At 49.2% G+C, this 22,734-nt stretch carries 24 protein-coding genes; 16 read left to right on the plus strand and 8 right to left on the minus strand.

Annotated elements, in window-relative coordinates:
* Window positions 1–24: 24 nt before the first annotated feature.
* Window positions 25–567 carry a hypothetical protein gene (locus SPIBUDDY_RS02785; RefSeq protein ID WP_013606245.1) on the plus strand — a complete coding sequence of 181 codons (543 nt, stop codon included), beginning with the start codon at window positions 25–27 and terminating at the stop codon, window positions 565–567.
* Window positions 568–640: 73 nt separating this feature from the next.
* Here the strand turns inward: SPIBUDDY_RS02785 and SPIBUDDY_RS02790 are convergent, their stop codons facing one another.
* From SPIBUDDY_RS02790 to SPIBUDDY_RS02800, 3 genes are read right to left on the minus strand one after another with little or no spacing between them, the layout of a single operon-like run.
* Window positions 641–1,831, minus strand: a complete 1,191-nt coding sequence (locus SPIBUDDY_RS02790) for a sodium ion-translocating decarboxylase subunit beta (protein WP_013606246.1) — start codon at window positions 1,829–1,831, stop codon at window positions 641–643.
* A 13-nt stretch (window positions 1,832–1,844) separates the two neighbouring features.
* A complete protein-coding gene (locus tag SPIBUDDY_RS02795; protein WP_013606247.1) occupies window positions 1,845–3,671 on the minus strand; it encodes a biotin/lipoyl-containing protein in 1,827 nt (608 codons plus the stop codon).
* A gap of 24 nt (window positions 3,672–3,695) precedes the next feature.
* Window positions 3,696–3,974, minus strand: a complete 279-nt coding sequence (locus SPIBUDDY_RS02800) for an OadG family protein (RefSeq protein WP_013606248.1) — start codon at window positions 3,972–3,974, stop codon at window positions 3,696–3,698.
* Between the two features lie 397 nt (window positions 3,975–4,371).
* On the opposite strand from SPIBUDDY_RS02800, the gene SPIBUDDY_RS02805 reads away from it, so the two are divergent.
* From SPIBUDDY_RS02805 to SPIBUDDY_RS02840, 7 genes are all read left to right on the plus strand, one after another.
* Window positions 4,372–5,301: an Mrp/NBP35 family ATP-binding protein gene (locus SPIBUDDY_RS02805; RefSeq protein ID WP_013606249.1), complete on the plus strand. Its 930-nt coding sequence runs from the start codon at window positions 4,372–4,374 to the stop codon at window positions 5,299–5,301.
* Between the two features lie 2 nt (window positions 5,302–5,303).
* The gene (locus SPIBUDDY_RS02810) at window positions 5,304–5,927 is read left to right on the plus strand and encodes an NUDIX hydrolase (RefSeq protein ID WP_013606250.1); all 624 of its coding nucleotides are present in this window, start codon (window positions 5,304–5,306) and stop codon (window positions 5,925–5,927) included.
* 4 nt (window positions 5,928–5,931) lie between these two features.
* On the plus strand, window positions 5,932–6,642 hold the full coding sequence (locus SPIBUDDY_RS02815; protein WP_013606251.1) for an SIMPL domain-containing protein: 711 nt from the start codon (window positions 5,932–5,934) through the stop codon (window positions 6,640–6,642).
* Window positions 6,643–7,063: 421 nt separating this feature from the next.
* Entirely contained in the window at window positions 7,064–7,363 is a 300-nt protein-coding gene (locus SPIBUDDY_RS02820; protein ID WP_013606252.1) for a hypothetical protein, read from the plus strand.
* A gap of 57 nt (window positions 7,364–7,420) precedes the next feature.
* A complete protein-coding gene (locus SPIBUDDY_RS16130) occupies window positions 7,421–8,158 on the plus strand; it encodes a hypothetical protein (protein WP_013606253.1) in 738 nt (245 codons plus the stop codon).
* Between the two features lie 239 nt (window positions 8,159–8,397).
* Window positions 8,398–8,640: a type II toxin-antitoxin system prevent-host-death family antitoxin gene (locus SPIBUDDY_RS02835; RefSeq protein ID WP_013606254.1), complete on the plus strand. Its 243-nt coding sequence runs from the start codon at window positions 8,398–8,400 to the stop codon at window positions 8,638–8,640.
* The gene (locus SPIBUDDY_RS02840; RefSeq protein WP_013606255.1) at window positions 8,637–9,026 is read left to right on the plus strand and encodes a type II toxin-antitoxin system death-on-curing family toxin; all 390 of its coding nucleotides are present in this window, start codon (window positions 8,637–8,639) and stop codon (window positions 9,024–9,026) included. The genes SPIBUDDY_RS02835 and SPIBUDDY_RS02840 overlap by 4 nt, the downstream gene beginning before the upstream one ends.
* 40 nt (window positions 9,027–9,066) lie before the next feature.
* On the opposite strand, the gene SPIBUDDY_RS02845 is transcribed toward SPIBUDDY_RS02840, so the two are convergent.
* From SPIBUDDY_RS02845 to SPIBUDDY_RS02865, 5 genes are read right to left on the minus strand one after another with little or no spacing between them, the layout of a single operon-like run.
* Entirely contained in the window at window positions 9,067–10,035 is a 969-nt protein-coding gene (locus SPIBUDDY_RS02845) for an NAD(P)H-dependent glycerol-3-phosphate dehydrogenase (RefSeq protein WP_013606256.1), read from the minus strand.
* A complete protein-coding gene (locus tag SPIBUDDY_RS02850; RefSeq protein ID WP_155816038.1) occupies window positions 10,011–10,502 on the minus strand; it encodes a GNAT family N-acetyltransferase in 492 nt (163 codons plus the stop codon). The genes SPIBUDDY_RS02845 and SPIBUDDY_RS02850 overlap by 25 nt, the downstream gene beginning before the upstream one ends.
* A 33-nt stretch (window positions 10,503–10,535) precedes the next feature.
* Window positions 10,536–11,369 carry a sugar phosphate isomerase family gene (locus SPIBUDDY_RS02855; RefSeq protein WP_013606258.1) on the minus strand — a complete coding sequence of 278 codons (834 nt, stop codon included), beginning with the start codon at window positions 11,367–11,369 and terminating at the stop codon, window positions 10,536–10,538.
* Window positions 11,370–11,383: 14 nt separating this feature from the next.
* Window positions 11,384–12,859, minus strand: coding sequence for a lactate racemase domain-containing protein (locus SPIBUDDY_RS02860; RefSeq protein ID WP_013606259.1), 1,476 nt, complete (start codon window positions 12,857–12,859; stop codon window positions 11,384–11,386).
* Window positions 12,856–13,716, minus strand: a complete 861-nt coding sequence (locus tag SPIBUDDY_RS02865) for a triose-phosphate isomerase (protein WP_013606260.1) — start codon at window positions 13,714–13,716, stop codon at window positions 12,856–12,858. The genes SPIBUDDY_RS02860 and SPIBUDDY_RS02865 overlap by 4 nt, the downstream gene beginning before the upstream one ends.
* A gap of 255 nt (window positions 13,717–13,971) precedes the next feature.
* Between SPIBUDDY_RS02865 and SPIBUDDY_RS02870 the strand changes: the two genes are divergently transcribed.
* The 8 genes from SPIBUDDY_RS02870 to manA all read left to right on the plus strand — a co-directional run bounded on the left by SPIBUDDY_RS02870 (window position 13,972) and on the right by manA (window position 22,732).
* Window positions 13,972–14,784: an ABC transporter permease gene (locus SPIBUDDY_RS02870; protein ID WP_013606261.1), complete on the plus strand. Its 813-nt coding sequence runs from the start codon at window positions 13,972–13,974 to the stop codon at window positions 14,782–14,784.
* A gap of 4 nt (window positions 14,785–14,788) precedes the next feature.
* Window positions 14,789–15,637, plus strand: a complete 849-nt coding sequence (locus SPIBUDDY_RS02875) for an ABC transporter ATP-binding protein (RefSeq protein WP_013606262.1) — start codon at window positions 14,789–14,791, stop codon at window positions 15,635–15,637.
* A 62-nt stretch (window positions 15,638–15,699) separates the two neighbouring features.
* Window positions 15,700–16,836 carry an ABC transporter substrate-binding protein gene (locus SPIBUDDY_RS02880; RefSeq protein ID WP_013606263.1) on the plus strand — a complete coding sequence of 379 codons (1,137 nt, stop codon included), beginning with the start codon at window positions 15,700–15,702 and terminating at the stop codon, window positions 16,834–16,836.
* A gap of 62 nt (window positions 16,837–16,898) precedes the next feature.
* Entirely contained in the window at window positions 16,899–18,179 is a 1,281-nt protein-coding gene (locus tag SPIBUDDY_RS02885) for a glucose-6-phosphate isomerase (RefSeq protein ID WP_013606264.1), read from the plus strand.
* Between the two features lie 17 nt (window positions 18,180–18,196).
* Entirely contained in the window at window positions 18,197–19,237 is a 1,041-nt protein-coding gene (locus SPIBUDDY_RS02890) for a LacI family DNA-binding transcriptional regulator (protein WP_013606265.1), read from the plus strand.
* Entirely contained in the window at window positions 19,234–20,391 is a 1,158-nt protein-coding gene (gene nagA, locus SPIBUDDY_RS02895) for an N-acetylglucosamine-6-phosphate deacetylase (protein ID WP_013606266.1), read from the plus strand. Before SPIBUDDY_RS02890 ends, nagA begins: the two co-directional genes overlap by 4 nt.
* Window positions 20,384–21,559, plus strand: a complete 1,176-nt coding sequence (locus tag SPIBUDDY_RS02900; protein ID WP_013606267.1) for a diphosphate--fructose-6-phosphate 1-phosphotransferase — start codon at window positions 20,384–20,386, stop codon at window positions 21,557–21,559. The genes nagA and SPIBUDDY_RS02900 overlap by 8 nt, the downstream gene beginning before the upstream one ends.
* 3 nt (window positions 21,560–21,562) lie before the next feature.
* Window positions 21,563–22,732, plus strand: a complete 1,170-nt coding sequence (gene manA, locus SPIBUDDY_RS02905) for a mannose-6-phosphate isomerase, class I (protein ID WP_013606268.1) — start codon at window positions 21,563–21,565, stop codon at window positions 22,730–22,732.
* Window positions 22,733–22,734: the final 2 nt, after the last annotated feature.

Raw genomic sequence — 22,734 nt, forward strand, 5'->3', positions numbered from 1 at the left:
AAGAAGTGGTGCTACTGTGTACCTATGATAAGAAAAAGAGGTTCACTTACAGCTCTGGTGCTCCTTGTAACGGTATTGTCTCTTTCAGCAGAGAATATGGTATTCGACCAATACGACCAAGCCCTTGGGGTACAGGTTGGGCGGCTTGCCGGAATCGGAGCTGGTTATCAGAAATGGTATCCCAATGTAGGCTTTCAAATTGCTGGAGGGTTCTTCTTCCATCCGACTATGGAGCTGGGCCGGGACCGCTTTGCGTACAACATCGGATTTGAAGTTCAGCTGCCCCTCATGAGCCATATCATCAACTCATTTCTTGCAGGCCGGGTATATATGGTGGCAGGGCTTCACCATCGGATGTATCAGGAAGCAGAGGGCGATGAACCCAACGGATACACAGCTGGACCGATTGTGACGCAATTCGGAGCGGGGGGAGGTATCGGGGTGGAGACAGTGCTGTTTGAGCACTTTGCCTTGGGAACCGAGTTCGTCTACCTAGGACTATATTCGCTGGATGGTTCGCTTGATGTTGAAATGACTCCCCAGGTAAGCATACGTTATCGATTCTGAGGTGGGGATAAAGAAAAAGGCTGTCTCATACCTTGCAGTATGAAACAGCCTTGATTGAATTGTTTGGTAGAAACTAAGCCATCATGAACGGGACAACTGCGAGCAACACACCTGCTGCTACAGCCGATCCAATAACACCAGCTACGTTCGGGCCCATGGCGTGCATGAGCAGGAAGTTCTGGGGATCGGATTCCTGACCGACTTTGCTGGACACACGGGCTGCCATGGGAACTGCAGAAACACCTGCGCTTCCAATGAGCGGGTTGACGGGGTGCTTGGGGTCAAGCTTGTTCATGAGCTTGGCAAGAAGTACACCGCCAGCGGTGCCGAGACCGAATGCCACCATACCCAGGAACAGAATTCCAAGAGTATTGAGGTTGAGGAAGTGTGAAGCTTCCATCTTTGAACCGACGGAAAGACCGAGGAAAATCGTTACGATATTCATCAGGGCATTCTGCATGGTATCGGAAAGACGGTTGACTACACCACACTCCTTGGCCAGGTTGCCGAACATCAGGGAGCCGATGAGCGGGGTGGCAGAGGGAAGCAGGATGGCACAGGTGGTTAAAACCATAATCGGGAAAATAATCTTTTCGAACTTGGATACAGGTCTGAGCTGCTGCATCTTGATCATCCGCTCTTCCTTGGTGGTGAGAGCGCGCATGATCGGGGGTTGGATGATGGGTACCAAGGCCATGTAACTGTAGGCAGCTACGGCAATCGGTCCCAAGAGATCCGGAGCCAGACGGCTGGTCACATAGATGGCCGTAGGACCGTCGGCGCCTCCGATGATGCCGATGGATGCGGCAGCAAACAGGTCAAAGTTGATCCCGGGGATGAAGCTCAGTGCCAGTGCGCCGATCAGGGCAACGAAAATGCCAAGCTGGGCTGCAGCACCGAGCAACAGGGTCTTGGGGTTTGCAATGAGCGGACCGAAGTCGGTCATCGCACCAACACCCATGAAGATCAGAATCGGGAATAGACCGGAGTCGATACCCATATCGAACAGCAGCTTGATGAAACCAGCAGCCCCTGTTGAGGGGTCAACACTGGCAATGAAGCCCATAGGGATGTTCGAGAGGATACAACCGAACCCAATCGGTACGAGCAAGAGGGGCTCAAAGCCCTTCTTGATGGCAAGATAGAGAAGGACGAAACCGACCAGTATCATAATAAGATTACCGATACCGAAGCCTTCCGCCATTCCCATGAATCCGAACAGTCCTGTGGACTGCCAGAGTTGATTAAACGCAGAACCAATCATTTCAGAGTCTCCTTTAGGCGATTACGAGCAATTCGTCGTCGCTCTGCATCTGCTGGCCTTGGCTTACAGAAACCTTGGTTACTACGCCATCGCACGGTGCGAAGATTTCGTTCTCCATCTTCATGGCTTCCATAATCATTACGACCTGGTTCTTGGTAATCTTCTGTCCTTCCTTCACCTCAATGCGGAGGATGAGGCCCGGCATCGGTGCCTTCACGGAGACAGCTTCGTGGGTGGATGCAGCAGCTGCCTGTGGGGCGGCGGTGGCAACAGCCTTGGAAGCTTCGATGGCTTTCTCGTCGATACCAAAGCCGACGTTCAGCGGATAGCTTGTGCCGTTGACGGTGGCATTGTCCTTACCGAGCTTGACGCCGTATGCCTTGCCGTTGACAGTAACAGTATACTCACCCTTCTTCTTGGCAGCTTCTTCGGTGCGGTTGATCTTGTACATACCATTCACCTGTGACTTACCGGTAAGGAAAAGGATTCCCTTCTCCTTGCAGGATGCTGCGATGAAGATGTTCTCATCGGTAATCGGCAGGCCTTCCTTCTCGAGCATGGCCTTTGCAGCAGCAATACCCTTCTTGGGGTCTTTTTCGTTGATGTCTACAACCTTTTCGGTAGTGGGTGCAAGACCCATTGCATCGGCACAAGCCTTTACAACAACCGGATCGGGAGCAACAGGGGTTTTGCCGAAATAGCCGAGAACCATCTTGCCGTAACCTTCAGCAATCTTCTTCCAGGGTCCGAACATAACGTTGTTGAAAGCCTGTTGGAAGTAGAATTGGGAGACGGGGGTAACGGAAGTACCATATCCACCCTTTGCAACTGTTTCAGCCATGGCTTCAACAATGGCGGGATACTTGTCCATCAGGTTGTTGTCACGCAGCATCTGGGTGTTTGCAGTTAATGCACCACCGGGAAGCGGCGAGAATACGATCTCAGGAGTTACAGTCATTGCTTCGGGAGGAATGATGTAATCTTTCATGCAATCCTGGAATACGGCTTCGGCTTCACGAATCTTCTTGATGTCGATGCCAAGGTCGAAGTCCGTGTTGCGCAGTGCATGCCACATGGTAACGATGTCAGGCTGACAGGTTCCGCCGGAGACGGGCATCATGGAGAGGTCTACCTGGTTGGCACCAGCTTCGAGGGCGCTCATATACTGCTGGATACAAACACCAGCGGTATCGTGGCTGTGGAATACGATGTTCATGTCCTTGCCCAACAGCTTGCGAGCACGCTTGATGGTCTCGTACACATAGGCGGGGGTGGAAGTGCCGCTGGCGTCCTTGAAACAGACGGAGTGGTACTCGATGCCGGCATCAAGAATCTGCTTGAGGGTGGCTTCGTAGAAATCGGGGTCGTGGGCGCCCGTGGTGTTCGGGGGCAGGCTCATCATGGTGACAACCACTTCATGGCGGAGGCCTGCATTGACAATGGACCGGCCGCTGTCGATGAGGTTGTTGACGTCGTTCAGTGCATCGAAGTTGCGGATGGTGGAAATGCCGTGCTTTTTGAAGAGCTTTGCATGGAGGTCGATGATGTCCCTGGGATAGGAGTCAAGTCCTACAACGTTGACACCGCGAGAGAGGGTCTGCAGGTCTGCATCGGCTCCCGCAACTTTGCGGAACTCGTCCATCATTTCAAAAGCGTCTTCGTTTGAGTAGAAGTACGGGGCCTGGAAACGGGCACCGCCGCCGGCTTCGAAGTGGGAGATGCCAGCCTCACGGGCTGCAGCTACTGCGGGCATGAAATCCTTGGTGAATACGCGTGCGCCATAGACAGACTGGAAGCCGTCACGGAACGCGGTGCACATGAACTTGACTTGTTTTTTCATTTGGAATTGTCCTCCGGGTTTTACTTATTCTTTCGACTTGGCGAATGCGGCCACGATGGCTGCTGCAATGTCTGCATCACTGGCAGGACTTGCAGAAATGGTGGCGGCAGAGGGACTGATGACAGCGGCAGCGGGTTTCTTTGCAGGTGCTATTTTTCTTGCAATGGCGCTCATGCCTTTGGTAAGGAAAACCAGCAACGTAAGAAACACAAACACCGTAGCAAGTCCCAGTATCATGAGGATAACCCCATTCTCGAGCTGGGTGACGAGCTGCTCTTTCGGTAGTTGCGCTAAGAATACCATACGAACTCCTAATAAGGTTTATAGTGACCGTAGCCAATGACTACGAGAAACGCACTAGTATTGAGTATATCGGAATCAGAGGGGGCGTTTCAAGTAAAGGTAGGATAAATGGTTAGGTTAATTCTTGAAAAACTGAAACAAAATTGCAATTACCCTCAGTTTTCACAAGAATCATCGCGGGCTACCTTCAAGTATTTCTCTAGTCCATGCAAGCAGTTGTTCGGATGCGGAGAATTGGGTGTTTTGGAATTTCTTATGATTTGGGCATCGTAAGTCTTGGGCAGAACGAAACTAGGTCTTGTACTCTGGGCCTTGTTGGAACGCGCTTCTCTTGTCTGTTTTCGCGGTTTATCGTAAGGTACAGAGGGCTTTACTGCCGAAGGAGAACGAATTAAGAATGTCTGAAGGTGTGGATTTTGCACAGCGGATTGCCGAAGACAAAGCAATCAGAACTCATTTGGATAAAATTGGGCGAAAGATACTGATAATGAGCGGGAAAGGTGGAGTGGGAAAGACCACGATTACGGTCAATCTCGCCAATGCCTTGGTCGATAGCGGCTGTACCGTAGGTATTTTGGATACCGACCTGCATGGACCGAATGTGGCAAAAATGTTGGGTTGCGAGGCTGGCATTCTGACCACTGAAGATGGGGGAGAGACCTTCTATCCGGTGGAGGCCCGTCCTGGTTTGAAGGTGATGAGCTTGGCTTTTGCCATCAGCGAACCAGATAGTCCCATTGTCTGGCGCGGTCCGATGAAGATTGCTGCCATCCGCCAGTTTCTTGCCCAGGCTGAATGGGGTGAATTGGATTACCTTCTTATTGATTCCCCTCCGGGAACCGGTGATGAACAGCTTACTGTATGTCAGACCATTCCTGAGCTTACGGGAACCATCATTGTCACCACTCCCCAGGAAGTGGCTATTCTTGATGCAAGGCGCAGTGTGAACTTCTCCCGCAAGATGGGTGTTGCCATTTTGGGTGTTGTTGAAAATATGAGCGGTTTGATTTGTCCCGGATGCAAGACTGAGATTCCCATTTTCGGGATCGGCGGCGGCAAGAAGATGGCCGACCAGATGAGTGTCCCCTTCTTGGGAAGGGTTCCCTTGGAAGTTCCCCTCATGGAGGCCGAGGATGCCGGCAAGAGTTATTTGAGTCTCCAGCCGGAAAGCGTTTCTGCCAAGGCAATCAAGGATATCGCCCTTTTGATCAACAGCGGTACTGCTGTCTCTTCGCATCGCAGCACTGAGTTTGCAGGAACTGCCGCTTGTGCTCCCTCAGCTTGCTCAAGCTGCAGCAGCAACTGTTCTTCACGCAAAGGAGTGTAACCATGTTCGATCCGTTTACCCATGATGAGCAAAAGGAAACGAGCCAACTGATGTGGAAGTCCGGAAAGCGGGAGCTGGTATTCAAAGGTCCCATTTTCGATATCTGTACCGTCCAGAGGACCAGCAATGATGGCCGCTGTTCTACGTTTATCGAAGTTGACTGTCAAAAATGGGTAACGATTGTTCCTTGGTTTCGTAACGCAGACGGTGTGCCGATGTTTGTCATGGTGGATCAGTTCCGCCATGGCTCGGCTACCGTTACCCGCGAGTTTCCCGCCGGAGTGGTGGAAAAGGGTGAAGATCCCATGGATGCAGGCCTCAGGGAACTGAAGGAAGAGACGGGATTGGAGGGTGAGAGGGTGACTGCCTTAGGCAATGTCAGCCCCAACTCGGCTTTCATGAACAATCGTTCCTACTTCTATTTGGTTGAGGATGTGAAGCACACCAGTGGCCAGGAGCTCGATCCGAATGAGCAACTCGAGGTACTCTCCGTTCCTGTACAGACCGTAATCGAGCTGATGGGAACAGGTATCTATGACAACGGAATTATGATGATTGCCTTGGGTTACTTCCTGAGGGAAGCAAATAAGAGGCCTGAGTTGGTGACATCCACCAGTAAGGAGTGAGTACATGAAACAGAAACGAATCGCGGTGTTTGGTTTGTTGGTTGCGGTGGTATTGCTGCTTACTTCCTGCATGTCCAGCAAGGACTTGGTACGAACCATAGAGGTGTCGGCAACCGGGGAAGTAATGCTTACTCCCGATATTGCTTCGTTCTCCATTCAGGTAAGCGAACTTGGCAAGACTACCAGCGAAGCACAAGCCTTTGCCAATGAGAAAATGGCTCAGCTTCTTTCTATCATGCGAGAGAATGGTGTGGAGGAGAAAGATATCAAGACTACCATGCTCAACCTGAGGCCCAGCTACCAGTGGATCGAGGGCAAGCAATTTCTGGAGGGCCAAGTTGCCAGCCAGAGTCTTTCAGTGACGCTGCGCAATCTTGATAAGCTGGGAAGCATGATCGACCAGCTTGGAGAGGTGAGTGGCATATACCTGAACTCGGTTATGTTGGATAAAGAAGACAAGTCTATCGGTCTTGAACAGGCGCGTCAGCAGGCTGTCCAGAAGGCGTTGGCCAAGGCTGAGCTCTATGCCCAAGGTGCACAGATGCAGGTGGGGAAACCAATTACCATCAGTGAATACACCGCTGCCTCCAACCCGTACAATACCCGTATGAAGGTGGCGATGGCCAGCGAGTCAGCCTATGACATGGCTACGGAAATCCCCGCAGGCACCATGACGGTCACTTCCACGGTTTCCATGGTCCTTGAAATGTATTGAAAAACATGACTAATTGTTTTTTCTGGAAGATTTTATAATTTTATTGAAAAAGGACTTAACAGAACCAGCAATTACTGGTATAGTGTAAATGTCCGAACGGCTGGGCGATTGACTTATGTCATGAATTGCCCACCGTATGTCCTGTTGTTTTTTTCCCCCTCATACTCTGAGGTAACGGCAGGTACATTCCCGCGCTATAGCGGAACTCCTTCAAGGGTGCAAGCTTGAGGGAGTTTTTTTTGGCTCAAAGACTGAATTCTTAGCAGCAACTTGTATTTGTAGTGGATAGTATTAAGATACAATACATAGTACTACACAACAAAACATGTGTATAATACCTCAAAGAAATTTACTATCCATATTTCTTTTAGTAATTTGCTAAACTCTTGACCCAGTGCACTTTGACTTCTATGGTGTTACTATGTTCAAAAGGAAAATATTGCTGTTGGTGATGATGCTATGTTGTGTTGCCACCGCCTACTCAGCAATTACTGCAACCTATACCCCTCAACCTTCCTTGGTGTTCAAATTGGGCCCTGATATCCAGACTGCAAATACTCCAGCAGGTTCGTTTGGGTCCGATAAATTGGTTGCACATATCGGTACTCTTTCAATTTCTTTTGAGGCAGAAGACCAATTCAGACGTCCCTATCTTGATACAAGTGGCTTCAGCCGTCCTTACTATTTCAGGGGCATATTCAATACCTGGGGTGGCGGGTAGCAGAACACGGAGTTTTATATCCATGCCAATACTTCTCTCAGCTCCAGTCCCTTTGCTTTGTGGTTGGAAAATGGATCGGAAGCTCTCGCAGGGGACAGCGAGTCAGTTCTTACCGTCAGCCCGTTTGTTGTCGATTTCTTTTTTGTCAGCCATCATGACGCTCAGTACTATCAGGTAGGAGCCAGCTATCAGATGGTAAGTGGGAGTCTTGGAACATTTCAGGTCACTCGGCTCATTGTCCCACCTGATAACGGGACGCGGACTACCATAGATGTGCCGGTATCGCATCCTGCAAATCTCTCGCCGAATGAGCCGATACCGATTATTGGAAATTCTACAGAAGTAGTAGTTCCGCCTTCCATCCCCTATGGTAGTACAACACCACCGCCCCCACCGCCTCCTGAGCACTATTTGTTTTCAATTGCGGATGAAAGAAGCTTTTCGATCGATGAAGCTTATGGGATCAAGCAAGTGGATATTGCAACCTGCCAGCTTACCTTGCAGAATGTGCATGGAAACAACAAGAAGGTCTACATCAAGTTCTCCAGTACTTCCTATGTAGATGGTTTCCGTCTGCACTTAACAAACCCCCCGGGCGTCTATGTCATTCCCTATTCACTCTACTTTCTTGGAGAGGAAGTCGTGAGCGGACAGGATATTCTTTGGACTCAATTAATCAATGGACTGAATCAGCAGCCCATCAGTGTGGGCGCCATCAATTCGACGACTGCAGAAATGGCTCCATCCGGGGAGTATAAGGACATCATTACCGTAGAAGTCAGGCCATATCACTAAACCCTGCTTCGCTTGTAGGCATTGCGCTTGCGCCACAGGTGGGCGAACAGCAATTGAGGTATATATACAGCGATCATTCCAGCGTATTCATCTTCATGCCAATTGCGAGTCATTATGTATACTCAAACTCTGATTTTTCCCGGCCAATCGGAGGCTCATATAATTTGTAGCGAATAAATAGGTTGAATATATCCTAAAAATCAGGGATACTTGATTATACCCCCTGAGGAGGTGGTCATATGCTGATCGACATGAAAAACTTGATATCCATCACCGAAGCAAATCGAAATTTCTCGAAGGTGGCAAGAGCAGTGGATGAAAACGGCTCAGTGGTAATTTTGAAAAATAACGCTCCTCGTTATGTTTTGGTGTCATTCGAACAGATAATGGCAGCCGAGCATGTCGGGGATGATGAGTTATTGGAAATCTCCAGGCGTACATTCAACCTCCATGCGAAGGCGTATAAAGAACTCGCAAGATGAGGCGAATCAGCGTAGGTCAGGTCCTGCTTATTCACAAGTATCTTATAGAAGTTTCGGGAGGGGTGGACGGCATCCGTGATTATCGGTTATTGGATTCTGCGGTACAGGCACCATTCCAGACATTTGACGGTGAGGATTTATACCCCGGAAGCATGAGAAAAGCAGCTGCACTATGTTTCGGACTTATCCAGAACCATCCCTTTATTGACGGGAACAAAAGAATCGGCGTTCATGTGTTGGATGTATTCCTTCAGATCAACGGGATTCATTTGCAATATTCGGATGAAGCTTTAGTTGAACTTGGATTTTCTGTAGCTGATGGTATGTGGGGATTTGCGGAGATTCTTGCTTGGATTTCCAGGCATACATCAGATGCTGCTTTATAAGTATGCTGTTCCGGTTTTGTTCTTCGTGCTCGAGAGAGCATCAGGCAAATACCGCTGCCAAATAATCGTTCAGACTCTCTCCCTCGTACATCAGGCGATACAGTGCTTGTACCAGGGGGAACTCTTCCTGTACTCCTTTCTCTCGAGTTATCTCACCCATAAGCTTGACGGTTCGGCTGCCCTCTATGACGGTGGCGGAACTGCCGCTGTTGTCGATGGAGAAGCCCTTCCCCATCAAGAGGCCCAGGGTGCGGTTGCGTGATAAGTCGTTGAGGCTGGTAAGCCCAAGGTCTCCTATGCCGCAGTAACAGAAAATTGTATCGGTACTGCACTCAAAGAGGGCAAGGAACTTCCTCATCTCAGAGACAGCCTTGGTATAGACGAGAAAATCAACATTGGGAGAGTTGAATCGGCCGCTGACCAGGCCAATGGCAATGGCGTACATGTTCTTGAGGATGCTCATCAGCTCCACCGAGCGGATATCACTGGTGTAGTCCAGATATAAGCCCGTCCCCTTGAGAATATTCTCCTTGAGCACCAAGTAATCCTCTTTTCGACCGCCGAAAGTAAATGAGGAGGGAAGGCCGTGCAGGACTTCAATAGCAAAAGTTGGTCCTTTCATGCTCGCCGTGCGGGTGAAGGGTATCTGCTCGGTGATGAAGGCTCCATCGTCGCTCATGCCCTTTGCGAGGTTGATCACCATGCAATCGTCCTTGGTCAGGGTTTTGATCTCCTCGGTAAAGGAAACGATAGCCTTGGAGGGAATTACCAAGAGAATGCAGTCGGCTGAGCCAAAAATCTGCTTGTCACTCGTTGCCCTTATGCTGGTATTCAGAAAATGTGTGGGAAAGTATTTCGTATTCCGATGGTTCTTGTTGATGTCCTCAACGACATCCTCCTCAATGGACCAAAGGATGACAGTATTTGTGGTATTCCACGAAAGCCGTTCTGCCATGGCAGTGCCAAAGACGCCGGCTCCCGCGATTATGATGGTCTTGTGATGGTACAAGGCAAAGCTCCTTTTTCGTGTGGCCAAATCATGGTTTTATGGGGAATGTCAGCTTCGTAGAATATCCGTTGGTCTTGGACGACAAAGCCCAGGCGTTGGTAAAAGCCTTCACTTTGTACTTGAGCATGGATGTACACCGGCCCCTCGGCCAAAGCCAGGGCGCAGCGTACCAAGAGTTCTCCCAAACCTTGCTTGCGGTACTCACGTACGATGGAGATCCGCTCAAGCTTGGTACCGTTCTCGGTCACTCTGATTCGAAGTGTTCCCACTGCATCGTCACCGAAGAGCAACAACAGGTGGGCACACAAGCCATCCTTGCCATCGAAATCGATGGATTCGCTGACTCCCTGTTCTTTTACGAAGACAGAACGGCGTACCTGCTGACATAGAGCAAGATACGCTGCATTGGTTGGAAGCGAGGCGCTGCCTGCTTCCAGATATATGACAGTCTGTTCCATTCTGTCCATATTACTGAGAAGAAGGAGCAACTGGCAAGAGCCTTATTCGTGTAGTAAACTTGGATAGGCCGGTTCTGCTACAGAAGCAGGAATCGTTATTGAAGCATTGGGATGTTGTTGGAGCAAGGTTACCGGAAACATTGCTGATACGGTACCGCATACAGCTTGCCTTACCACCGCACGATGCCAATCACGGAAACAAGCAAGGTAGACTCGTTTCGCAGACAGTATTTGCCGCATACCGATGGTAACACAGCGTTTGGGCATTGCTTCAATGGCCCCATTAAGGTCCCCAACGCTGTTGATCGTTCTCGTCTCGGGAGAAATGGTAAGAACCCGTGTCTGGCGCATACTGAATTCCTCTACCGATACCTTTTCCGGCTCATTGAAAGCTACATGTCCGGTTATCCCGATGCCTCCGTAGCAGACATCAATCTTACCCAGCTCATCCAATTTCTTGTCTAGGGCTGCGGGGTCTTTGGGATTAGGAAATAATCTTTGGGAAGGGGGCATGACCAGCTCGGGATCGATCATCGAGTAGACATTCTTCTCCATGAAGGAACGAAAGCTAAGCCGGTGGTTCAGAGGTAAATACGCATCACTCTCATCCAGATACTCATCCATGTTTACAAACCATACTTGTTTGAGGCTCAGCTTCTGCTGATTGACCAACTCCACAAAAATTGGATAGTGTCCCACCGGTCCCACAGGAACGACGAATACTGATCTTTCTTGGTTGGCATTATTCTTTGTAATGGTCGTGACCATGTCCATGGCCATTGCTTTGAACACATCCTGTGCCGTTTCCAGGATGGTGAGCCTCATGTGAGCATGCTTCACAAGTTCAGATGCATCATAGGTGAAATAATCGCTCATCCTTCTCTCCTTCTTTAGTGGGTGGAGGGACAGCACATGTCTTCAGCTACAGTCGCTGTAGAACCTTTCATGCACAGATGTACACTAGCTGTCTTGAACGTCTTGGGAAGTGCAAGTATCGAGGGGTTTTCCCCTGTGTATTTCCTTGCATCGAGCAAAGCTTCCTCAAACGTGGCTCTGGTCTTCATTCCCATGGCCCGCGCATACCCCGGTTCCTGGGCACCGACAATATAGATAGCTGCACATTGTTTCTCGGCAATATGTCCGCAGCTGATCATGGAGAAAGCGTGGAAGGGGTGGTATCCGTAGCCATATCTGTAGGCATCGATATACTCCTTGCGCATTGACATTGCCTCCCCGAAACGCTCGATTTCGGGAAGGGTATTGGCATAGTTTTTCTGGAACAACTCATAGGTTTCACGGTAGGAGGGGAACTCCTCGTCATGAAAATAGCCGTTGCAGGCAGAACTGCAGATGATCACCGGATTGTCACTAAGGATACGCTTATGCCTGATGATTTGGGCCGAAATTGCCTGAAGCATCAGAATGGGGTTTGTACCCATCCCATTACCGTAGTGAAATGACTGCGGCATCCCGAAAACCATGATGTCGTACTTTTTCTTTGCCCAGTGCACATAGGTACGCTTGTCGGCGACCTTCCATGAAGCTTGTTGTACCAAGTCAGCCTTACCTGCAAAAACCGCAATCTGGCGCTGGTAGGTGTCTAATACCGCATCGCAAACAAAGAAATCTTTTCCCATCATCCGTTCCATGTGTTTGCCGATGGCATCGAATTTGGAGCGCATCAGGCTGTTGGTGCTTACGGGAACGAAGTCGCTGCGGTGCATGACGCTGGGATTGTGGTGGGCTCCAATACACTTCCAGTGAGTGATACCGGTGGCACAGTGCTTGTAGCCGCCGGAGTAACCGCCATAGGGATTGCCTAGGGCATGCCCGACAAGAATGGCCACGTCGGCATCAAAGACATCCTTGTTCATGATGACACGTGCGTTGTACGCATCTTCATATCCGAGGTCGACCAGATTGTCCCAGTCTTCGCTGTCATGGTTGGCTATTTGCCCCAAGTCCCAGAACCTGTTGAAAATCTCATCGCCAAGTATGGAACGAATCTCTTCCTTGGTATTTTTTCGGTGCAAGCCGTTGGAACAAATCAGCTTGATGTTGTGATCACTCACCCCAGCCTTTGTACACTCCTCAATAAGGATGGGAATGGAGACTTTGCGGTGTGAATCAGCCTGGAATCCACCTTTTACACGGTCGGGGAAAATAATGACTACCTTACTATCGGCGTTTACTTGTTCCCTCAGTCTTTTCATTCCCATCGGATGCTCGATGGCTTGTCTTGTAGCTGCTTCAATATTAGATAGGACAGGTGGGTCTTTGACCGTTTCCCCGGGGATAAAGACATCAGTGGTATCAGGCAGGGTTGCGTCCATCAAACCTTGGCCATATTCGAATGAAAGTTTCATAGGTTGTTTACTCCTTCACAATAGGTACGGACAATTTCCAAGTATTCATCAGGGTAGAATCCGATTTCACCGGAGAACCTTGTGAGGGCGATCAGCCCCCCGTCAAGTTCGGCAATCGCTCCAATGGAAGCGGCATTCTCTTTCTTCAAGCCCCCGCCATAGACAAGCGGCGCAGCATAGAGATTTTTGACTACTATGGCAATCTCACGAATTTTCTCGGCACTTGGTGGTGTTTTCCCAGGTCCGATCGCCCATATCGGCTCATAGGCGAGTACTATCTGGGAAGGATCGATATCCTTGAGTCCATGTCGTAGCTGTTCTGTAAGCACCTCTTTTGCTCTATCGACCTCATCAGTTTTCTCTCCAATGCAAAAGAGCACCTTCAATCCAGCCGCAATGGCTTGTCTGACTTGTTGATTAAGAATCTCGTGGATGAATTGACTGCCATCGCAGCCTGCAAGTTGATACATGGCTGCAAGCTTCGCACGTTGTTCGCTGTGTCCAATCAACGTCCATGCACAACCGAGCTCTATTGCTGCATTGGCGGTAAGGCTCGTGGTGAAAGCTCCAAAGTTTCTTCCACTCTGCGTGTCGTGTGTATGTACCGATTGACAACCGATTTCGACCGGGTGTGAAGCTTGAGGATTCTTTGCCTGACTGGCGGCAATCAAGTGTGCTTCAGGAAAGAAAATTGGGAATCCCATGTCCTTCGGAAGATTTTCAACCTGAGCTAAGCCTTTTTCAAGTGCAGAAACAATGGTTGAAGCCCACCTCTGTATTGGAGCAAGTCTATTGACACCCGCATGTGCCGTGGAGATGTCAAACCGTTTCAAATTTACAAATATGTATCTACTCATATTTCCACCATAAGAAAATTTGGATAAAAATTGCCTTTTGTGATAACCAAGGACAGTATAGAGCGACATTTGTTATGTGTCAAAGAAATGTTTTAAAAGAAATAGGTATTCCCTTCGATTTTTCTTTACAAATATAAAATCTCAAGCAATAATTTCTTTAGAATTGGATTGAAAGTTATCCAAAAATTTGGATTCATATTACACTTAGTTGGCAGGAATTTGCACAGCAAATGGTGCTAAAGAAAGGAAAACGGCATGGATAATACTGCATCTGAACAGTCGAAACAGAAAGCGCGTAAGCTCAAGGACTTCTCCGATGGAACCAAGCGATTCCGATATACCTTGATGGTCATTTCAATAATCGGAGGATTCCTGCTTTGGGCTGTCATCACACTCATTCCGACAATCAATACCTTTTTGGCCAGCCCGAAGCAGGTATTTGCCGCCTTGATTTCCGAAACTATGGCAAATGGCCGGTATTTCAAGGATATCAGCATTTCATTGCAGAGGGTGTTGATTGGTTTTGGGCTTGCATTCATCTGTTCAATTCCCGTCTCTTTCTTGATGGGATGGTATCCGACGGTCCGCAACCTCGTGGAACCGTGGATTCAGTTTCTCAGGACCATTCCTCCGATCGCCCTCATTCCGCTGGTAATCCTGGCAATGGGTTTGGGGGAGTCCCCCAAGTACACCATTATCTTTGTTGCAGCCTTTCTGGTTATGGTGGTGACCATCTACCAAGGCGTCAAGGAAGTGGATAAAACCTTGATCAGGGCCGCCTATACCTTCGGCGCTTCGGACAAGGATTTATTCTTTGATATCGTTATTCCTGCATCCTTTCCCTACATTCTGGTTGGTGCACGGCTGGGTATGGCTGCGAGCCTGACCACCCTTATTGCCGCCGAGTTGACTGGAACGACTTTTGGCCTTGGAGCCCGAATTCAGGGTGCACAGCAATTCATGGACACTTCAATAGTGCTTTTGGGAATCATAACCATCGGTATCATCGGATTTGTTCTGGACAAGATTCTCCTTCTCATCGAGAAGAAACTAACCAAGTGGAAGTAAGCATATGGCAGAAGTATTGATCAGCATCAAGGATGTCCATAAGGAATACAAAGTCGAGAAGGGTGCCAATGTCAACGCGCTCAACGGAGTGACACTCGACATCGAGAAGAATGAGTTTGTCTGTGTGGTCGGGCCGTCGGGCTGTGGCAAAACAACACTGCTGAACATTATTGCAGGTTTGGAAACCTTCGACAGCGGAAAAGTGACCATGCATGGTCAGCCCATCGTGGGTCCGGCTCCTGAACGCGGGGTTATTTTCCAACAATATGCGCTCTTTCCTTGGATGACAGTCCGAAAGAATATTGAATACGGATTGAAATTCATCCCCAAGCCTGTCCAAGTTGAGCAGACCGATGCTTCAGGAAAGAAGAAAACAACTACGGTCATGCAGAAATTTACGGCCGAAGAGAAGCACAGACTATCCGACCACTACATCAAAATGGTCAACCTGACCGGTTTTGAGAATAGTTTTCCCAAGGCTCTGTCTGGTGGTATGAAACAGCGTGTTGCCATCGCCAGAGGCTATGCCCTGAATCCTGAGGTTCTTTTGATGGACGAGCCTTTTGGAGCATTGGATGCCCAGACCAGAGCTCAGTTGCAGGAGGACCTCCTTAAGACGTGGGAAAAGGAAAAGAAGACTGTTTTCTTCATTACTCACGATGTTGATGAGGCGGTTCTTCTTGCCAGTAAAGTTGTGATTATGAGTGCGCGGCCTGGTCAGATAAAGGAGATTGTCAATATTGATCTTCCCTATCCCCGGACACAGGCAACCAAATTGGAAGAAGGGTTCATGCGCTATAAAAACTATGTGTGGGATACCGTGTACAAGATGTATCTGGAGATTCCCAAATAAGTGGCAGATGCTCCCCAATAAGAGGGGATGTCTATAGATATGTATGCAACTAGGAGGACGTTATGAAAAAGACACTACTTGTGGCCCTTATGATCGTAGGTGTGGTCGCATCCGTATGGGCGGCTGCCACCCCCGAGCAGAATGCCAAAGAATTGACCACTGTCAGAATTGGGATCCATGCCAATGAAGGTGGAGCACCGCTGGCAGCAGTAGCAGAGGAACAGGGCTTCTTTAAAAAGCATGGAATCAAAGTGAACTTCACCGTTGTTGAAAGCGGTCCTGCTGAGATGACTGCCATGCGCGCCGACAACCGCACACTCGATGTCGGATACATTGGAGCCGGTGTTGCCTGGAATCCGATTGATGGAAATGGAAATGGCCTTTCCTTTGTCTTCCTCGATTGTCTGAGCAATGCTGAGATGTTCATCGCCAAGAAAGGCCTTTTCACCGATGCAAACAAGAACGGCCGTTTTGACTTTGATGAAATCTACACTGGTCTGAAGGGCAAGAAGGTTTACATCGAAGTGGGGACTACACCTGGAGGTTGGTTTAAGGCACTGCTTGAGCTGATTAATGCTGATCGTCCTGCTGCTGAACAACTTTGGATCCACAGTGAGACCAGTTCCTACATGGCCGGGTATACTGCACCGAACAGTAATGCTGCTAACCGGATTGAGGTCATTAACACTCTGAATTCCAACTTGCCCGCTGGTATGGCTTCCAACGATGGTATGGATGTCGTAGTCGGCTTCTCCCCTGCGACCAGTACTATTCTCAAGACCAATAAGAATGCTGAGTTGATCGCCACTACCGTCGGGCACTTCCCGCCAGAGAAGTCCTTCCCCTCCACCTGGGTTGCAAGCAACGCATGGCTGAAGGAGAGTCCCGAGGTCGCCCAGGCTTTCATCAATGCATTGTATGAAGCAGGTGTTTGGAGATCGGAGAACATCGATGAGGCTATGCGTGCGGGTGAACGGCTTTCTCAGAAACCGGTAGGAAGCTTCGACCCCACCAACTTGGTTGCACCTACTAAAGCAATGTATCAAGAGTGGTTTGCTTCCAAGGACTCTTTGGGTTACCAGTATATGAAGGCTCTCTATCAAGTGAGAGTTCCCAATGTACCAGCCGGTAACAAGGTGAAGAGCTTTGAGGAGTCTTTCGACGATTCTTATCTGCTCAAGGCCCTCAAGACTTTCTAAGAGCTGCTTATTTGATGTGAAGGGGCTCGTTGAGCCCCTTCCGAGTTTACAAGGAGAATTCGATGACTATCACCTGCACTATGCAGAGCGCCTCTTTTGTAGTAAGTGAGAGCGAGATTCGTACAACCATTGAACAGAATCAATCTCTCATCTCGGACGTTCAGAGAGGAGAAGAGCAGTATAGCGGTTCCCTCGGTTGGCTGGACGTTAGGGCGCAAAAAATCGACGAGCTTGTACGTGTGGCAAATCGGGTCAACCAAATTGCAGAGGTGATGATTGTCATCGGAATCGGGGGATCGAACCGGGGGGCGGTTGCCGCTCTACAGGTTCTCAAGCGGACCTCTTCAAGTCCCACGACTTTGTATTTTGCCGGAGATACGCTCAGCTCAACCTGCCTTGCTGATGCCCTTGCGGTTATTGAACACAATTCGGTAGTGCTGAATGTAATCGCCAAGGATTTCAATACTGTCGAACCGGGCATTACCTTTCGCATGTTGCGTAGTGCTATGCAGGCCAAATATGGCACCGACTTTGAGCAACGCATTATTGTGACAGGCAGCAAGGGAAGCGGACAACTTTATGAACTTGCCCAGCAACATGGCTATACGTACCTCCCATTTCCTGCTGATATTGGAGGCCGTTTCTCAATTCTTTCACCAGTGGGACTTTTCCCCCTAGCGGTTGCAGGTGTGGACATTCAGAACCTTCTTAAAGGTGCTTTTGCCATGCAACAGAAGGTACGAACGATACAAGGAATTGGTAATCCTGCCATAGGATATGCCATTCTTCGTTCCTTGATTAGGAAGAAGGGTATTATTCTGGAAAGTTTGGTTACTTTTGAGCCTGATCTTCAGCACTTCACCAGATGGTGGATACAGCTGTTTGCAGAGACTGAAGGCAAGACCGACCAGGTACTCTTTCCCATTGGTTTTTCCTACTCCGAGGACCTGCATGCAGTCGGCCAGTATGTACAGCAGGGGCCAAGAATACTGCTGGAGACCTTTCTGGACCTGCACTATGCGGAAACGAATTGTATGATTAAACCATCAAATGATGTGGTTGATGGCTTCTCCTATATGGACGGGAAACCCTTCTCCCTCCTCAATAAGGCTGTCTACCAAGCAGCCCTTGAAGCTCACTCAAAGGATGGTATTCCCTGCATCGAACTGAACAGTGATTGTTCTCTGAATGCAGAATCATTGGGAGGTTTATTTTACTTCTTTCTCTTCTCTGCCTACCTGTCGGCCCGCCTGCTTGGGGTGAATCCGTTTGATCAGGAGGGGGTGGAGCAGTACAAGCGAAATATGTATGCTGGATTGGGTAAATCAGGGTACACGAAGTAGAGTTTAGGAGGCATGTAATGGCAGTAAAATTGAAGGATATAGCCAACGATACGGGGGTTTCAATCTCCACAGTGTCACGGATTCTCAGTCACGATACCTCACGCAAGGCCAACGACCAGACTGTGGCCAAGGTATTTGAAGCAGCTGAACGCCTGGGATATTTCTCTGCCAAGCTTGCCAATGCACGATATATGGATTATAAGGCTGGAGATAAAACATTCTCGGTTGCCTGCATCCTGACCAGCGAACATGAGACGTATGTTTCTCCCTTTTTCTCAGCACTTCTTGCTGGAATCCAACAGGAGGTGATCAACCAAGGTGCGAACTTTCCGCATAACTTTTTTGTGACCTACATCAAGGATCCTGGCTTCATGCATTTCATACACAATACACGCCTCGATTGTGCCATCATGCTCGGTCGTACAACTTTGGAAAACATTCAGATGCTCAAGAGTCTGATTCCTAATCTCGTCTATGCCGGTGTCAATGAAATTGGCAACGATATTGATGAAGTGACCTGTGATGCACATGCTGCGGTCATGAGCGGAGTGGAGTATCTCATCAGCCTCGGACACCGGGACATTGGTTTTATCGGACCGACACAGGTCAAGCACCAGGTGTTCAATGAACATCGATATCACGGATTTCTTGATGCGATGGAAGCACATGACATCCCAGTTCGCAAGGAATTGGTGGTCGACACCATCCTAACTGCCAATGACGGATACGAAAGCATGAAAGCACTCATAAGGCGCAAAACGCTCCCCTCAGCAGTTTTTTGCGGAAATGATACCGTTGCCATGGGAGTAATGAAAGCTCTCGATGAGCATGGCATTGGAGTTCCGAAGGATATTTCCGTGGTTGGATTTGACAATATTGAGACGGGAACGTATCTCAAGCCGGCACTCACTACCATAGATATTCCCAAGAAAGAGCTGGGAAGGCTTGCCGTGAAAGTCCTGCTCGATCGTCTACAAACCAACAGACCCTATAGCATCCGCGTGACACTTCCCTTCAGTTTGCTACAGCGGGAGAGTTGTAGAAGGATTGATTCATGACTATGCACATACGAGGAGCACACGTACTTCATCAAGGGAGCTTCAAGCAATTGGATTTGCTCATTGAAAGTGGACGTATTGTCGCCATGGACAAGCAACTTCCTCCTGCGATGAACACTGCCACCTTTGATGCAACTGGCCTGTTTCTCGTTCCTGGGTTCATCGACATTCATACCCATGGAGCACTCAGTATTGATTTCAACCATGCCCTACCCGAAGATGTTGGACGGATAAGCAGTTTTTTTGCTTCGCGGGGAGTCACCACGTATTTTCCAACCCTTCTTACCGATACTGTGGAGACGATGACCAAACAGCTCGACCTTCTGTCTTCGCCTCAGCTTTTGAAGGATAATCCAACTATTGCAGGCATCCATTTGGAAGGTCCATTTCTTTGTCCTGCCTACAAAGGGGCTATGCCGGGTCATTTGCTCAGGCAGTGCGATCTTTCCTTGTTTCGAGAGCTCTATGCTGCCTCAAGAAAGACTATGAAAGTCATTACACTCGCTCCTGAGCTGGAAGGTGCAATTCCTTTGATAGAAGAGGCAACTTCGTTGGGAGTGAGAGTCTCCTTAGGTCATAGCAGTGCCAGTTATGAGCAGACTATTGCTGCCATCAAGGCTGGGGCAACCGGTACTACGCATATTATGAATGCCATGAAGTTGCTGCACATGCATGACCCAGCCATTCTTACCGCTGTATTGGAACAGGATGTCTATGCGGAGATGATCTGCGATGGATTTCACCTTCATGCTCCTATTATCAGACTTTTGCTCAAGATTAAAGGCTATGATCGTATGCTTGCTGTAACGGATAGCCTTAGTGCGACCGGGTGCCCCGATGGTACTTACCAACTGGGCGTGAATACAATCATCGTCAAGGAAGGTGATGCCAAGGTGGTGGAAACCGGAGTGCGGGCCGGAAGCACTCTGACAATGGATCATGCGCTCAGAAATCTCATGAGCTACACCAATGAACATGTTGAGCGTATCTCTGCTTTGGTAAGCACGAATGCCGCCCGCATGCTGGGCCTACAGGATGTTGGGGAGTTGGAAATTGGCAAGCGTGCCGACCTTGTCGCCCTCGATTCTGATTCCCAGGTGCAGTGTACTCTTGCCAATGGCTCATTTATCTATGGAGGAGAGCGGTATGCATGAGAATTTGTTGATAATTCATGGTGGGGCACCGACAGCGGTGATGAATGCCTCCTTGTATGGGGTAATCAAGCAGGCGAAGGATTCGGGAGTATGCCGGCATGTTTATGCTGCAAGAGGGGGGACGCAAGCCGTCCTTACAGAGGATTTCATCGATCTCTTGACCATCGATGAACAGACTATTGCACAGTTGCCCCATACCCCTGCCTCATGGATCGGTACAAGCCGCTTTCACGTCAGTGACGATGACTATGCCAAGATGGTGGAAGTCTTGCTCGAATGCAATATCACCGGAGTATTCTTCAATGGAGGCAATGGTTCGATGGACGCCTGCGGCAAGCTGGCTAGAGCCATCAAAGCCCATCCGATAGCGAGAAGTAAAGGTATTCGGGTGGTGGGTATCCCCAAGACCATCGACAACGATTTGGCCATCACCGATCATGCTCCTGGTTTCGGCAGTGCTGCCCGTTACTTGGCCTCCTCGGTTCAGGAACTGAGCCAAGATGTGGCATCGCTTCCCATTCATGTCTGTATTATCGAGAGTATGGGTCGGAATGCAGGCTGGCTTACCGCCGCCGCAGCATTGGCAAAGACAGAAGAGCGTGTAGGTCCCCATCTCATCTACGTACCTGAAGTAGCCTTTGATGAAGAGCGTTTCCTCGATGAGGCGAGGAGCCTGTATGAGAAACATGGAGGCGTGGTAGTGGTAGCCTCTGAGGGGTTACGGACCACTGAAGGCTCTCCTATTGTGAAGCCAATCTTTCAAGTAGGGCGATCGGTCTACTATGGAGATGTATCGGCACACCTGTGCAATCTGGTGATCCAGAAATTGGGAATCAAGGCACGTAGTGAGAAACCAGGCATCCTCGGGCGCTGTTCCATCGCCTTCCAATCGGAAGTCGACCGCGATGAGGCAATCCTGGCCGGTAGGGAAGCCGTCAAAGCCTTGTTGGAAGGTAAGAGTGAGGTAATGGTAGGCTTTGAGCGCATCAACAGTGAGCCCTATCTTTGCAAGACTATCCTCATCCCCCTTGAGCAAGTCATGTTGCACGAACGTACCTTGCCTATACAGTATGTGAGGGATGCCGGAAAAATTGACGAAGCATATCTAGCTTGGTGCAAACCATTAATCGGCTCTCCACTTGCTTCTTTTCCTAAGCGTGAGGTGTAGCGTATGGATGCAGTGCGAATTAGTGCCCAGTTGAAGGATTTTCCCTGGGGAGGTCTCTCTTTCCTCCAGTCGTTGGTACAACGACCCGACCGATTGGGAGTCCCCATCGGGGAACTATGGATGGGAGTCCATCCAAATGCACCCTCGACGGTTTTGGAAACAGGAGAGGAACTCGCTTCCTTTCTTGCAGGCAATCCCCGTTTTCTCGGCAATTTGCAAGAATTCCCCTTTCTTTTCAAAGTTATGGCTATCGAACGGCCACTGTCCATTCAGTGTCATCCCGATAGCGCTCAGGCCAGAAGCGGGTGGGAGAAAGAAGCAGAAAAACGCACTGTTCTCGATCGGTCGGTTTGGAACTATCAGGATGCCAATCCCAAGGCTGAAATGCTGGTAGCTCTTACAAAGACTACAGCAATGTGCGGCTTTCTCTCGAAAGAGCAGATGCAGCATAACCTCAGGGAGGTGCTTCCTGAAAGCTATGAGAGGCTTCTCTCGTCCTGCGAAAACGAAGAAGACCCGGTACGCAGTTTTGTCCAAACACTCTATCGTCTGGACAAGCAAGAACTCCAAGTTGTAGTAACTGAGTATGCGCAAGCCCTTGCGAAGCAAAAAGTAATATCCTACCCGCCATTTGTTACCCCTTTGGAGATAGCCCGGCAAGCACTTGACCTCTACGGTGCTGACCCCGGGGTGTTTGCTCCCTATCTTTTGCAGGTCATCAACCTGATGCCGGGTGAGGGTATTTTCCTCAAACCCGGAATAGTGCACGCCTATGTGAAAGGCAATGGTATTGAGTTGATGAACAACTCAGACAATATCCTGCGTGCCGGACTTACCGATAAGCACGTGGATTATGAGGAACTGTTCTCAATCATGAATACTTCCTATGTAAAGGTACATCAAATTCCCACCCTGCAACAGAAAGGTAAGTATTCCTATGAGACCGATGATCCCTTCTTTGAGCTCGCCCGATTCGAGAAAGGCAGGTACGAAGAAGAAAACGGTACTGTTTCTGTGCTGCTTTGCATCGAAGGAAACACCAAAGTAACCAACGGTGAGCAGAGTCGTTCGTTCAAAAAAGGTGAGTGCCTGCTCCTTGGCGCCAGCCTTGATACTTATCATCTGGAGGTCGACGGCTGTGTCTACCGTGCCTCCTATCCTACAAAGAGGTAGAT

Source organism: Sphaerochaeta globosa str. Buddy, from assembly GCF_000190435.1.
In the GTDB taxonomy this organism is placed as follows: Bacteria; Spirochaetota; Spirochaetia; order Sphaerochaetales; family Sphaerochaetaceae; genus Sphaerochaeta; species Sphaerochaeta globosa.